At 43.1% G+C, this 12,631-nt stretch carries 14 protein-coding genes; 9 read left to right on the plus strand and 5 right to left on the minus strand.

The window, feature by feature from the left end:
• Nucleotides 1-9: 9 nt before the first annotated feature.
• Nucleotides 10-1,178, minus strand: a protein-coding gene (locus M1F25_RS18825) for an IS3 family transposase (RefSeq protein WP_094963266.1) whose coding sequence is annotated in 2 segments (ribosomal slippage) — nucleotides 10-929 and nucleotides 929-1,178 — 1,170 coding nt in all. Because the reading frame shifts where the segments join, the coding sequence is not laid out codon by codon here.
• A 272-nt stretch (nucleotides 1,179-1,450) separates the two neighbouring features.
• On the minus strand, nucleotides 1,451-1,864 hold the full coding sequence (gene rraB, locus M1F25_RS18830) for a ribonuclease E inhibitor RraB (protein ID WP_004907524.1): 414 nt from the start codon (nucleotides 1,862-1,864) through the stop codon (nucleotides 1,451-1,453).
• A gap of 169 nt (nucleotides 1,865-2,033) precedes the next feature.
• Between rraB and argF the strand changes: the two genes are divergently transcribed.
• Entirely contained in the window at nucleotides 2,034-3,059 is a 1,026-nt protein-coding gene (gene argF / locus M1F25_RS18835) for an ornithine carbamoyltransferase (RefSeq protein WP_004264341.1), read from the plus strand.
• A gap of 44 nt (nucleotides 3,060-3,103) precedes the next feature.
• Here the strand turns inward: argF and phnX are convergent, their stop codons facing one another.
• Complete coding sequence (gene phnX / locus M1F25_RS18840) at nucleotides 3,104-3,913, minus strand: phosphonoacetaldehyde hydrolase (protein ID WP_181488763.1); 810 nt, start codon at nucleotides 3,911-3,913, stop codon at nucleotides 3,104-3,106.
• Nucleotides 3,914-3,922: 9 nt separating this feature from the next.
• Complete coding sequence (gene phnW, locus M1F25_RS18845; protein WP_112308093.1) at nucleotides 3,923-5,026, minus strand: 2-aminoethylphosphonate--pyruvate transaminase; 1,104 nt, start codon at nucleotides 5,024-5,026, stop codon at nucleotides 3,923-3,925.
• A gap of 139 nt (nucleotides 5,027-5,165) precedes the next feature.
• Here phnW and phnR point away from each other — a divergent pair, with 139 nt between their 5' ends.
• The 5 genes from phnR (at nucleotide 5,166) to phnV (ending at nucleotide 9,804) form a co-directional block, all read left to right on the plus strand.
• Nucleotides 5,166-5,885, plus strand: a complete 720-nt coding sequence (gene phnR, locus M1F25_RS18850; protein WP_004905839.1) for a phosphonate utilization transcriptional regulator PhnR — start codon at nucleotides 5,166-5,168, stop codon at nucleotides 5,883-5,885.
• 127 nt (nucleotides 5,886-6,012) lie between these two features.
• Nucleotides 6,013-7,026, plus strand: coding sequence for a 2-aminoethylphosphonate ABC transporter substrate-binding protein (locus M1F25_RS18855; RefSeq protein ID WP_181488765.1), 1,014 nt, complete (start codon nucleotides 6,013-6,015; stop codon nucleotides 7,024-7,026).
• Nucleotides 7,027-7,032: 6 nt separating this feature from the next.
• On the plus strand, nucleotides 7,033-8,142 hold the full coding sequence (gene phnT / locus M1F25_RS18860; protein ID WP_181488767.1) for a 2-aminoethylphosphonate ABC transport system ATP-binding subunit PhnT: 1,110 nt from the start codon (nucleotides 7,033-7,035) through the stop codon (nucleotides 8,140-8,142).
• Nucleotide 8,143: 1 nt separating this feature from the next.
• Entirely contained in the window at nucleotides 8,144-9,004 is an 861-nt protein-coding gene (gene phnU, locus M1F25_RS18865; RefSeq protein ID WP_112308095.1) for a 2-aminoethylphosphonate ABC transporter permease subunit, read from the plus strand.
• 2 nt (nucleotides 9,005-9,006) lie between these two features.
• Entirely contained in the window at nucleotides 9,007-9,804 is a 798-nt protein-coding gene (gene phnV, locus M1F25_RS18870) for a 2-aminoethylphosphonate ABC transport system, membrane component PhnV (protein WP_094961639.1), read from the plus strand.
• 61 nt (nucleotides 9,805-9,865) lie between these two features.
• Here the strand turns inward: phnV and M1F25_RS18875 are convergent, their stop codons facing one another.
• Nucleotides 9,866-10,222 carry a hypothetical protein gene (locus tag M1F25_RS18875; protein ID WP_036958764.1) on the minus strand — a complete coding sequence of 119 codons (357 nt, stop codon included), beginning with the start codon at nucleotides 10,220-10,222 and terminating at the stop codon, nucleotides 9,866-9,868.
• Nucleotides 10,223-10,665: 443 nt separating this feature from the next.
• Between M1F25_RS18875 and pyrB the strand changes: the two genes are divergently transcribed.
• The 3 genes from pyrB (at nucleotide 10,666) to ridA (ending at nucleotide 12,627) form a co-directional block, all read left to right on the plus strand.
• Nucleotides 10,666-11,601 carry an aspartate carbamoyltransferase gene (gene pyrB, locus M1F25_RS18880; protein WP_004907510.1) on the plus strand — a complete coding sequence of 312 codons (936 nt, stop codon included), beginning with the start codon at nucleotides 10,666-10,668 and terminating at the stop codon, nucleotides 11,599-11,601.
• Between the two features lie 12 nt (nucleotides 11,602-11,613).
• A complete protein-coding gene (gene pyrI / locus M1F25_RS18885; protein WP_004905852.1) occupies nucleotides 11,614-12,078 on the plus strand; it encodes an aspartate carbamoyltransferase regulatory subunit in 465 nt (154 codons plus the stop codon).
• A 162-nt stretch (nucleotides 12,079-12,240) separates the two neighbouring features.
• Nucleotides 12,241-12,627, plus strand: coding sequence for a 2-iminobutanoate/2-iminopropanoate deaminase (ridA, locus tag M1F25_RS18890; protein WP_004907508.1), 387 nt, complete (start codon nucleotides 12,241-12,243; stop codon nucleotides 12,625-12,627).
• Nucleotides 12,628-12,631 lie beyond the last annotated feature (4 nt).

A 12,631-nucleotide genomic window follows, 5' to 3' on the forward strand; every position in this document is an offset into this window, starting at 1 on the left:
ATGTAGTGGTCAACTAAAATTGGCCACGGTTTTAGAGTTTTTCCGGTATTGGTTTTCTGATTCGTTTGGTGGTAATCCACCGTTATATTCATGCGGCCTGACTTCGCTGTAATACCCGACGATATAATCCGTTATTGCATGGGCTGCTTCACTGAAGCTGATGTAGCCGGTCACCGGCACCCACTCATTTTTCAGACTTCTGAAGAAGCGCTCCATCGGGCTGTTATCCCAGCAGTTACCACGCCTACTCATACTTTGTTTTATCCGGTATCGCCACAGTAACTGTCGGAACTGCCTGCTTGTATAGTGGCTACCCTGATCACTGTGGAACATGAGCCCGGATGGCTTATTTCGTATTTCCCATGCCATTTTCAGCGCTTTGGTTGTCAGTTTGCTGTCCGGAGAAAATGACATTGCCCAGCCCACGGGTTTCCTTGCGAACAGGTCGAGTACAACGGCCAGGTATGCCCAGCGTTTACCGGTCCAGATATACGTTACGTCGCCGCACCATACCTGATTGGGCTCTGTCACTGCGAACTGTCGCTCAAGGTGGTTCGGGATAGCAATGTGTTCATGACCGCCACGTTTATACCGGTGAACAGGCTGCTGACAGCTCACCAGCCCCATCTCCTTCATTAGCCGTCCGGCAAGCCATCGTCCCATCCGGAAGCCCCTGTGTGTTGCCATTACAGCGATACTTCTTGCACCTGCTGAGCCATGACTGAGGCCGTGCAGCTCCTGAACCTGACTACGTAATACGGCTCTCCTGCCGTCCGGATTGTCAGGCCGGTTTTCCCGGTATCTATAGCTGCTGCGGTGAACTCCGAACACGCAGCAAAGAGTGGCCACAGGATAATGCGCTCTGAGTTTCCCGATCACCGAGACCTGTTCAGGGAGTCTGACATCAAGAGCGCGGTAGCCTTTTTTAATATTTCGTTTTCCATTTCAATACGTTGAATTTTTTTCTTCAGCTCACGTATCTCAATTTGTTCCGGCGTGATAGGGGATGCTTTCGGTGTTTTGCCTGCCCGTTCGTCCCGTAATTGCTTTACCCACCGCGTCAAGGTGGAAAGCCCGATATTCATGGCTTTCGCGGCATCTGCAACTGTATAGTTCTGATCCACAACCAGCTGGGCTGATTCACGTCTGAATTCTGCACTGAAATTTCGTTTTTTCATTAAGGCACCTGTGTTGTTCTGAGGTGAGCATATCACCTCTGTTCAGGTGGCCAAATTTATTAAACCACTACACTATGCCGTTTCTTCGCTAACTGTTAAACCTACGGTATGAGCTACCCACCCGTACTCGCTACATCTAGGTCACATCAAACCAATCAAGCAGAGGTACCGCAGAGTTAATCACCACCTTCTTAAGGAATGGTTTAATGCAGACAACAAAAAAGGATAGTTTTTAGCTATCCTTTTAAGTAATTATATGATGCGATTAATAATTAATGCACGCGATCTTCAGGGTCTATATCATCACCATCTTCGTCGTCATACTCTGCATCTGGGTCTTCAAAATACGTGCCCCAACCATCATAGTTGATGCCCATTTTTTCAGCCAACTTCATTAATTGCTCAACCTGTGCGTCAATCAGCTCTGCATTTAAAGCACTTTCACTGATTACATCGCAACACATCAGGGTTTCACCCGTTTCAATTTCGAGCTCTTCTGCATCCGTGACTTCATAGCCTAGTTTAAAAGCTTCAACGGCTGCTTTCTCTAACAGAGCAAAGTTGTCCGCAGAGAAGTGATGCTCAATCGCATACAATGCATCAGGATCGCTACCATCTTCCAGTAATTCCTCGATGATCAAGCGAGTTTCTTCGTACTGCGCATCGAGTTCAGCTTTATCTACCATATCCACACCCCTTTTGTTTCTTTGTCGCTCATCTTTCTTTGCGCCATTCTCCCACACGGTTGACAGTGAAACCATATATTTAAAGATAATTTCTTTTACATTGGGGGTTGATTTTGAATTTTTATGAATATAAATTGAATATTAATTCAAATCAAAAAGGCTACCAATTATGAATCCCCTATATAATAAACCTTTTTTAAGGTTACTTGATTTTACTTCTAGCGAAATTCATTCACTTTTAAAACTCTCTTCTTGGTTAAAATCAGAAAAAAAAGCGGGCACAGAGCAGCCCCTCCTTTCAGGTAAAAACTTTGCCCTTATTTTTGAGAAAGATTCAACACGGACACGCTGTGCATTTGAAGTTGGTGCATTTGACCAAGGTGCTAGAGTCACTTATTTAGGGCCTTCTGGTAGCCAAATCGGCCATAAAGAAACCATGAAAGACACCGCTAGAGTGTTGGGTCGGATGTATGACGGTATCCAGTACCGTGGATTCGCCCAAAACACGGTAGAACTCTTAGCCGCGCATTCGGGAGTGCCTGTATGGAATGGATTAACTAACGAATTCCATCCCACACAGTTATTAGCCGATCTGCTGACCATTCAAGAGCACCGACCAAATACGCCATTCTCAGAAATTAAATTTGCCTATTTAGGCGATGCGCGTAACAACATGGGTAATTCGATGTTAGAAGCTGCTGCGCTCACAGGTTTAGATTTACGCCTTGTTGCGCCAAAAAGTTGCTGGCCAGAGGAAGACTTAGTGAACACTTGCCAAGCACTAGCTCAAAAAACGGGTGCGAAAATCACGCTCACGGAAGATGTCGCCGAAGGCGTTAAAGATGCTGATTTTATCTATACCGACGTGTGGGTATCGATGGGAGAAGCCAAAGAAGTATGGGCACAGCGCATTAATTTATTAAAACCATACCAAGTGAATATGAATGTGATTAAGCTCACTGGCAACCCAAATGTGAAGTTCCTACATTGTTTGCCTGCCTTTCATAATGAAGACACCACATTGGGCGCGCAATTAGCTAAAGAATTCAATATGTTTGGTGGCTTAGAAGTCACGGAAGAAGTCTTTGAATCGCCTTATAGCATTGTCTTTGACCAAGCAGAAAACCGTTTACATACTATCAAAGCGGTGATGGTGGCGACATTAGCGCCAGAATTGCCTGTTAATATATTTTAGATTGCCCCCCTCAACTCAATCAAATGAGTTGAGGGAACCTATCATTATGGACATTCACCTTTTACCAAACGCTCATTGATACAATCAATAACTGATGGCAAATCAGCTAAAGTATCAATCACATAATGAGCGCCAGCAGCATATAGTTTCTCTGTGGCTTGTTGTTTCAACGCGTTAACTTCATCAATTGGCATCCCTTGATATTCATCCCATGTTTTACCAAATTCATTACCCGAAACCGCTAACCCAACGCTCCACATTCCCGCATTGCGCCCTTCTTCAATTCCGGGAACGGCATCATCCACTTTGATACAAGCGGATACGGAACCAACACCTAGCTCAATGACGTTCTGTAATGCCATCCAAGGTCCCGGACGCCCACCAGCAAGTAGATCATCACTTGCTATCCAGTAGTCGGGTTGGTAGCCCAATGCCTTTGCTGCTGGAACTAACTTTTCCATCACGGCACGAGGGTAACCTGAACAAGAGCCAATTTTAATATTTTGGTTGCGTAATGTAGCGATTGTGTCGACAACTCCGGTGATTGGCGCAGCAAAATCGACAACTTTAGCAATTTGCAATGGCATAAAGGCCGCGTAGATTTTATCGATATCCTCACTACTCATTGAGCGGCCAAACTTTGCGTTCCATAAAGCGTCTACTTCAGGCAATTTACCCAGTGCTTCAATATGTTGCCATTTTCCTAGTCCCATAGGAATGCGCGCTTGAGCCAATGTAATATTTATATCAAACACAGATTTAAATGCTTCGATGAAAATCTGAGTAGGGGCAAAAGAACCAAAATCTACAGTGGTACCCGCCCAGTCAAGGATAACGGCTTCAATACGGTTCATTTCTTTTCCTTATTTTTCCCAGTAAATGGCTTTTTTTATTGCTACCAACAATGCATCAATGTCTTTTTCATAAACTTCACCAATATTTCCAATACGGAAACAATCACTTTGCGAGACCTTGCCCGGATAAATGACAAAACCCTGAGATTTTAAACTCTGATAAAATTGCTTAAATTGGTAATCAGATGAATTTGGTGAGTAAAATGCGGTGATAATTGGCGAATGGAGGTTATCTTCTAACAACGTGGTAAAACCTAATTTACGCATACCGGACACCAACTTGTATTGATTCCCCTGATAACGTTGAAAGCGAGCGGCTACGCCACCTTCTTGAGCTAACTCCTTGAGTGCTTGGTCAAACGCCAATACGGTATGAGTTGGAGAAGTAAATCGCCACTTACCTTGGAAATCTTCCATACAGCGCCACTGCGCATATAAATCTAACGATAATGAACGGGAATGCCCCTTACAAAGTTCAAGCGCCTCGGTACGAGCGATAACAAAAGCGAACCCTGGAACCCCTTGAATACATTTATTCGCAGAGCTAATTAAAAAATCAATGTTAAGCTCAGCAACATCCATAGGGACCCCACCAAAACTGCTCATTGCATCCACGATATAGCATTTTTGATACTGCTTCGCTAACTTCGCGACTTTCTCGATCGGGTTTAAAATCCCTGTCGTAGTTTCACAGTGCACCATCGCAATATGAGTGATTTGGCTATCTTGTTGCAATAACTGTTCAATCTGTTGCACATTTGGCAACGACACTTCACCGCAATCATAAACACAATGAGCCACACCCAATCGCTGAGCCATTTCAGCCATTCGAGCACCGTAAGCGCCATTACTGATAATCAAAACTTTCTCTTTATCACCGATTGCACTACCTAAAACCGCTTCAACCGCATAGCTTCCACTTCCTTGAAGCAGGACCGAAGAATACCCTGCTTTGGCCGTTGCCAGTGCCACTAATTGTTGACGAATATTTTGTACAACGCCTAAATTATAATCATCATCCCATGTACAGCTATCAAACAGCATGGCTTCTTTCACCGTTTTAGACGTCGTAAGCGGCCCCGGTGTTAATAGCAAATAATTATTGTTTGTCATTCAACCCACCTATTGGTCTATACCAGATTTCCATTATAATGGTCGTAGGCTGCTTAAAAGGTCAAAGGAAAAGTGCTCGTGAAACAAAAAATTCATATAACTATGTATAATATGACTGAAACAATGACAGGAAATAACCATGAAATTATCAGCGGATGAAGCCCCGCAATATCTGCTTATCAAAGCCCAATTACAGGAAAAGATTCAAAATGGCTCGCTAAAATGTGGTGATAAACTCCCCTCGGAACGCGAACTTTGTGCCATTTTCAATACCACTCGTGTCACTATTCGCGAAAGTTTGGCACAGCTAGAATCCAGTGGGGCAATTTACCGGTCTGAACGTCGTGGTTGGTTTGTCACACCTGAGCGCCTTTGGTTAGACCCAACCCAAAATACTAATTTCCATAAACTTTGCCTCGAACAAGGTCGCCAACCGAAGACAGTTTTACTGGATGGAAAAGTTATTACCGTTCCTCTCGAAGCTATGGAGCCGTTAAAACTTCAATCATTTGAACAAATTTATTTACTCACCCGCCTACGTTTTGCTGATGACAGGCCCGTTTGTTACTGTGAAAACCATTGTTTACCTGCTCGCGTTCCTGAACTGCTACGCCACGACCTCAACGGCAGTTTAACGGAAGTGTACGAAGCTCATTTCAATTTAATCTATACCAGTATGCATTTGTCTTTCTACCCAACGGCAATGCCTGCCCAAGCAGCACAAGCACTGGGGGTTACGGTTGGCCGTCCAGCCTTATTGTTGCAACGCTTAAACTATGACCAACATGGGCGAATTTTAGATTATGATGTTGAATACTGGCGCCACGATAGCTTGCGCATCGAAGTCGATACTTTGTGATTATTTCTATTTATAGAAAATAATTTTAGCTATTTAGCTGCATTTCATCTTTCTGTCATATAAACCCGTTAGCGTAAAAAACATCTGGTATATACCAGAATACATTTTACCTTAACAGGAGATAACCATGAAACGCACCTACTTAGCTGGTCTATTAATGGCAACCCTTTGCTCTACCTCTGTTTTTGCCGCTGATGTTGTGACTGTTTACTCCGCTGATGGCCTGCACGATGGCAACAACAGTTGGTATAAAAATCAGTTCGAGACGTTTACCAAACAAACAGGCATTAAAGTACAATATGTCGAAAGTGGCTCAGGGGCGATCGTTGAAAGGCTCGCTAAAGAACGCACCAATCCACAAGCCGATGTGCTTATTACCGTTCCGCCTTTTATCCAACGTGCCGCAAAAAACCAGTTATTAGCTGAATTTACGCCAGAAAATGCAGCAAATATTCCTAATTCAAATCACTTTTACACGCCGTTGGTCAATAATTACCTGACCTTTATCTATAACGCTAAGCTGCTTAAGTCTCCTCCTGAAAATTGGGACTCCCTACTCGATTCTCGCTTTAAAAATAAACTGCAATATTCAACACCAGGACAAGCTGGGGATGGTACTGCAGTGATGTTACAAGTTTTCCACAGTTTTAATGGCAAAGACGCAGGGTTTGATTATCTCGGTAAGTTGCAGGCTAATAACGTTGGCCCATCCGCCTCGACAGGTAAGCTTACCGCCCTCGTGAATAAAGGGGAGCTCTATGTCGCTAATGGCGACTTACAAATGAATTTATCCCAAATGGTACGTAACCCTAATGTCCAAATTTTCTGGCCAAAAGATGCCAATGGGGAACGTAGTACACTGGTTTTACCTTATGTTGTCGGCTTAGTTAACAATGCCCCTGAAACCGAAAACGGTAAAAAACTCATTAATTTCCTGCTGGATAAACCATCACAAAGCCGTGTTAGTGAGCTTTCATGGGGTATGCCTGTTCGTTCAGATATCACACCATCTGATAAGCAATACCAGAGCGCTGTCCAAATGTTAGAAGGTGTGAAAACTTGGCAGCCTAATTGGGATGAAGTTGAAGTTTCCCTATCCGATGATATTTCCCGTTGGCAAAAAGTCACTGATGGTGAGTAACTTGTGATGTTGATGAAACGAAAAGCCACTACTGCAATGCAGCAAACCGAGCACTCTGGGATCACATTAGAGTCTTTACGTGTCTCATATCATAATAATGTCGTGCTAAAACCTTTAGATTTAACCATCGACTCTGGGGAAATATTGGTGTTGATTGGCCCGTCTGGTTCAGGAAAAACCACGGTATTGCGAGCCATTGCGGGGTTTGCTCAACCTGACAGCGGGCGCATCTTATTAGGTGATATGGATATCACCCACCTTCCCCCATACCAACGCGGACTCGGTATGGTTGTACAAAATTATGCGCTATTTCCCCATATGAAAGTGGAAGAGAATGTCGCATTTGGCTTACGAGCTCAGAAACAACCTAAAGCACTCATTAACGAGCGAGTCATTGAAGCCCTTAAAATCGTCGGAATGACGGATTACGCAACCCGCTACCCTCACCAACTTTCAGGGGGGCAGCAACAGCGAGTTGCGATTGCTAGAGCGATAGCCGTAAGGCCTCGTGTTCTGTTACTCGACGAACCGCTTTCTGCGCTAGATGCGCAAATTCGTCATAATATGGTTGAAGAAATTGCCCGTTTACACCGCGAACTGCTCGATTTAACTATTCTTTATGTGACTCATGACCAAACTGAAGCTCTCGCACTTGGTGATAAAATTGGCATTATGAAAGATGGCTACTTAGTCGCACATGGTGAGAAAAATGCCTTATATCACCGCCCACCCAACCGTTTTGCTGCTGAGTTTTTAGGCCGAGCCAATATTCTAGCCGCTACTGCGCTTGGTTTTTCAACAAGCCCTGGAAAAGTGAATGTCAGTTGTGGTGGAACATTGTTGGAGGCTCATACATTAGGCATGCGAGCAGGCACTCACAAATGGGTGTGTATCCGCCCACAGCACATCACGCTAGTACCAAATTCCAATGCCACCAATCAATTACAGGCCACATTGACGTCTATTCGCTGGCAGGGGGATTTAACGCATTTAATTTGTGATGTTGCTGGTGAAACCGTGAGTGTTGCCATCACCCATTTGGCCTCACCGCCTAAAATAGGCGACAAACTCACTTTATGGTTTTCACCTGCGGATACCGTTTTAATTGAGGAATAACATGTCACATATTAGCGTGCCAAAAGGTTCATCAATAACGATAAAGCCCATTTATTGGATATTGCCGCCATTACTGGTGTTAGTTACGTTGTTTTTTTATCCCTTATTGTTGATAGCCCAACAAGCACTACAAAATGAGGCGGGTAGATGGGGGTTGGATGCATTTTGGCAACTTATTGAGTCAAAACGCTTTATTAATGGGTTATGGAATACACTCTACATCGCCATTTTGGCCACCTTAGGTTGCCTTGTGATAGGTAGTGTATTGTCACTGATCTTAGTGTTTATTCCTTTTCCGGGAAGCCGTTTTATCACGCAAGTGATTGATACTTTTATTGCTCTACCGACCTTTTTGATTACCCTCGCTTTTACCTTCATTTATGGTTCTGCAGGGCTACTCAATGGCACCTTGATGGCATTGTTTGATTTAGAATTCCCCCCCGTTGAGTTTCTTTATTCTATCCATGGGGTGATTTTGGCAGAAATTACCGTTTTTACCCCTTTGGTCATGCGTCCCCTTATGGCGGCACTGCGGCAAATCGACAAGAGCCAGTTAGAAGCGGCAAGTATTTTAGGCGCACACCCTGCACGGGTTATCGCGCAAGTTATTTTCCCTGCGGCGCTACCCGCCTTATTAGCAGGGGGTAGCCTGTGCCTGCTGTTAACCACCAATGAATTTGGCATCGTACTGTTTATCGGGGCGAAAGGCGTCAATACCTTGCCGATGATGGTATACAGCAAGGCAATATTAGAGTCAGATTATGCGGTGGCATGCATGATTGCCTTAATTAACATCTTGCTTTCACTCGGGTTATTTTTCCTATACAGAATGGCGACCACTCGCCTTGGGGTAAGGAATTAATTATGTTGATTTGGTCTAAAAAAGGACGAGCCACTGCCACTATCATTGCCATCAGCTTATTTGGTTTATTGTTTTTACTGCCTTTAGTGATGATTTTAATGTCGAGTTTCAGCCGCCAATGGAATGGCATTTTGCCTTCAGGCTTTACTTTTGAACACTTTGTGAATGCGTTTAGTGGGCCAGCTTGGGATGCCATTTTATCCAGCCTAGTGGTTGGTTTTAGTGCCAGTCTATTTGCGCTGTTTTGTGGGCTTTGGGCTGCGTTAGCACTAAGAAGACACAGTGGGAAAATACAAAAGTGGCTGAGTATTGCATTTTATCTCCCCAGCGCTATTCCTTCTGTGTCTATTGGGCTTGGGATCCTTGTAGCATTCAGCCAAGGCTATTTACAGATGAACGGCACTTTTTGGATTGTATTTAGTGCTCATTTTGTGTTGATTTCTGCTTTTACGTTTAGCAATGTTTCCACTGGGTTAACCCGTATTTCTCCCGATATTGAAAATGTGGCTTTTAGCTTAGGCGCTTCCCCTTGGTATCGTTTATGCCATGTCACCCTACCACTATTGATGCCATGGATGATTTCAGCATTAGCATTAAGCCTATCACTGTCCTTAGGGGAACTTGGTGCCACAATGATGTTATATCCCCCCGGCTGGGCGACATTACCTGTTTCCATTTTCAGTTTAACCGATAGAGGCAATATTGCTGATGGTTCGGCACTAACGATTGTATTAGTTTCGATTACATTATTACTAATGATGAAATTAGAGAAAGTAGCAAAAAGGCTTGGGCAAAAATAAAAGTTATCACGCTAAATAGCCAAGTAACCTCTACCTACTGGGCTATTTAGCGGCCTGTATACTATTCCCACATATACTTATCTTTTTTTGTCCAGCCTTTGGATACCATACATTCCAAGTAATAATTATTACGGGTATCTTCATTGACATCAATCACATAGCTTTCCATAACTGGTGTTTGTTCTTTATAAGTTTTGTCTTTTCCACAATCATCATCTTTTTTGCATTTTTTTTCGACATAAGACATAACAGAGCGCTGCGCAACTTCATTTTTGATTGGGTACAAATGAAGGGCTTCAGGTTTACAAACTGCATTCGCCTCAGCTTGAGTGAATTTTGAGCCACCGGAAACAGGTACCCAAACAGATGAACAGCCAGAAAGAAGGAATGCCAATAGAATAAAAAGTCGTGATTTCATAATGATCATATTTAATTAAAAAGAAAAAATATCTTACTCGTACATAAAATGTGTGTAAATAAATGTACTGTATATTCAATCATGTGATTTAATTTTGGTTTAAAAAACACCAATGCTCAGCACATTCCCTATTGAGAGATACTATTTCTCCCATTTTTCAGTTAGTTCAAATATTCACCAAAACGCAAAAATAAAAAAAATGTATTTTTCTTTATGCAAACGCTTGCGTCATGGAATGAGATGCGTATAATGCGCCACAATTTGCCGGGAGAAACCATGAACGCTGCTGCTCTATTTTTTACAGAGAACACCTCCACTGCACTGCCTTCTGGCGGTCTGGACAGCCTGTTTTTCCCCTTCTTATTTACAGAAAAGCCCCTCAATTGAGGGGCTTTTTTTTGGCCTATAGACCTAACATGTCTTGCTGACACAGGAGAACAACAATGCCGAACCCTTTATACCACCGCGATATCATCTCGATTAATGATTTAGACCGTTCAGACCTTGAATTAGTGCTTAATGTTGCGGCTTCATTAAAAAAACAGCCGCAACCTGAGTTTCTAAAACATAAAGTCATCGCAAGTTGTTTCTTTGAGGCCTCTACACGCACACGCTTGTCATTTGAAACGGCTATCCATCGTTTAGGCGCTTCCGTTGTTGGTTTCTCTGATAGCACCAACACATCCCTCGGTAAAAAAGGGGAGACATTAGCCGATACCATTTCTGTTATCAGCCAATATGTCGATGCTATTGTCATGCGCCATCCGCAAGAAGGTGCCGCTCGCCTCGCTAGCCAGTTTGCAGGCCACATTCCTGTCATTAATGCAGGCGATGGTTCAAACCAACATCCCACACAAACATTACTCGACTTGTTTACTATCCAAGAAACGCAAGGCCGTTTAGAGAACCTGCAAATTGCCATGGTCGGTGACCTAAAATATGGCAGAACCGTGCATTCCTTAACCCAAGCACTGTCTAAATTTGAAGGCAATCACTTCTACTTTATTGCCCCTGAAGCGCTTTCAATGCCAAACCATATTCTGCACATTTTAGAAGAAAAAGGCGCAACCTACAGCCTGCATAATAATATTGATGAAGTGATGCCAGAACTCGACATTCTATATATGACCCGTGTACAAAAAGAGCGCCTCGACCCCTCTGAATACGCGAATGTGAAAGCACAATTTATTTTAAGTGCAGCTGACCTGCATTGTGCAAAACCAAATTTAAAAGTCTTACACCCACTACCACGGGTTGATGAAATCGCAGTTGATGTGGATAGCACACCTTATGCTTACTATTTCCAACAAGCAGGAAATGGGATTTATGCAAGGCAGGCATTGTTATCTCTAGTTTTAAATAAAGAATTAGCTATCTGAGGAGGACATACCATGACACAAGATCATAAATTACAAGTTGAAGCAATCAGCCACGGTACCGTTATTGACCACATTCCTGCTCAAATTGGTTTCAAATTACTAAAGTTATTTAAACTAACAAAAACAGATGAACGCATCACAATTGGTTTAAATTTGCCATCAAGCAATCTAGGTAAAAAAGACATTATCAAAATCGAAAATACCTTTTTAACCCCAGAGCAAGCTAACCAATTAGCCATGTATGCCCCTGAAGCCACCGTTAACCGTATTGAAGATTACCAAGTGGTAGAAAAACTTGAACTCACACTGCCTCAGTATATCGACAATGTGTTAATTTGCCCAAACAGCAACTGTATTAGCCATAATGAGCCAGTATCGAGCAGTTTCCGCGTGAAAAAAATCGGCAAAGAAGTCGCACTGACGTGTAAATTCTGCGAAAAAGAGTTCGATAGAGACGCTGTGATCAATAACCAATAGGTTGTTTTTGCGTAGACTGCGGTGTTGTGTAGGTGCAATCCATGTTTATAATGGTGCCTAACACCCCATAAAGTTATACTCAAAGTCACACCAAGCCACAAACACCGCTGTGGCTTGCCATATGACGAGTATTTTCTCTTTACGTGATGAAACGGAGTAGTTATGTCATACGAAATCAATACAGAAAACGCACCAGCAGCGATCGGTCCTTACGTTCAAGGCGTAGATTTGGGTAGTATGGTTATCACATCAGGGCAAATCCCTGTTGACCCTAAAACGGGTGAAGTGCCTGAAGATATCGCAGCACAAACTCGCCAATCACTGGCTAACGTAAAAGCAATTTTAGAAAAAGCAGGCTTAAGTGCGGCTAATATCGTGAAAACAACGGTATTTGTAAAAGATTTAAATGACTTTGCGACCGTGAATGCAACTTACGAAGAATTTTTCAAACAACATAATGCACCATTCCCAGCTCGCTCTTGCGTTGAAGTTGCTCGTCTGCCAAAAGACGTGAAAATTGAAATCGAAGCAATCGCAGTACGTAAATAACGAT

This window comes from Providencia sp. PROV109 (genome assembly GCF_033681625.1).
Classification (GTDB): domain Bacteria; phylum Pseudomonadota; class Gammaproteobacteria; order Enterobacterales; family Enterobacteriaceae; genus Providencia; species Providencia hangzhouensis.

Excerpts from the sequence above, each read along its gene's own strand:
- rraB (WP_004907524.1), bottom strand. The coding sequence starts at position 1,864 with ATGGTAGATAAAGCTGAACTCGATGCGCAGTACGAAGAAACTCGCTTG.
- argF (WP_004264341.1), top strand. The coding sequence starts at position 2,034 with ATGAATCCCCTATATAATAAACCTTTTTTAAGGTTACTTGATTTTACT.
- phnX (WP_181488763.1), bottom strand. The coding sequence starts at position 3,913 with ATGAACCGTATTGAAGCCGTTATCCTTGACTGGGCGGGTACCACTGTA.
- phnW (WP_112308093.1), bottom strand. The coding sequence starts at position 5,026 with ATGACAAACAATAATTATTTGCTATTAACACCGGGGCCGCTTACGACG.
- phnR (WP_004905839.1), top strand. The coding sequence starts at position 5,166 with ATGAAATTATCAGCGGATGAAGCCCCGCAATATCTGCTTATCAAAGCC.
- M1F25_RS18855 (WP_181488765.1), top strand. The coding sequence starts at position 6,013 with ATGAAACGCACCTACTTAGCTGGTCTATTAATGGCAACCCTTTGCTCT.
- phnT (WP_181488767.1), top strand. The coding sequence starts at position 7,033 with ATGTTGATGAAACGAAAAGCCACTACTGCAATGCAGCAAACCGAGCAC.
- phnU (WP_112308095.1), top strand. The coding sequence starts at position 8,144 with ATGTCACATATTAGCGTGCCAAAAGGTTCATCAATAACGATAAAGCCC.
- phnV (WP_094961639.1), top strand. The coding sequence starts at position 9,007 with ATGTTGATTTGGTCTAAAAAAGGACGAGCCACTGCCACTATCATTGCC.
- M1F25_RS18875 (WP_036958764.1), bottom strand. The coding sequence starts at position 10,222 with ATGAAATCACGACTTTTTATTCTATTGGCATTCCTTCTTTCTGGCTGT.
- pyrB (WP_004907510.1), top strand. The coding sequence starts at position 10,666 with ATGCCGAACCCTTTATACCACCGCGATATCATCTCGATTAATGATTTA.
- pyrI (WP_004905852.1), top strand. The coding sequence starts at position 11,614 with ATGACACAAGATCATAAATTACAAGTTGAAGCAATCAGCCACGGTACC.
- ridA (WP_004907508.1), top strand. The coding sequence starts at position 12,241 with ATGTCATACGAAATCAATACAGAAAACGCACCAGCAGCGATCGGTCCT.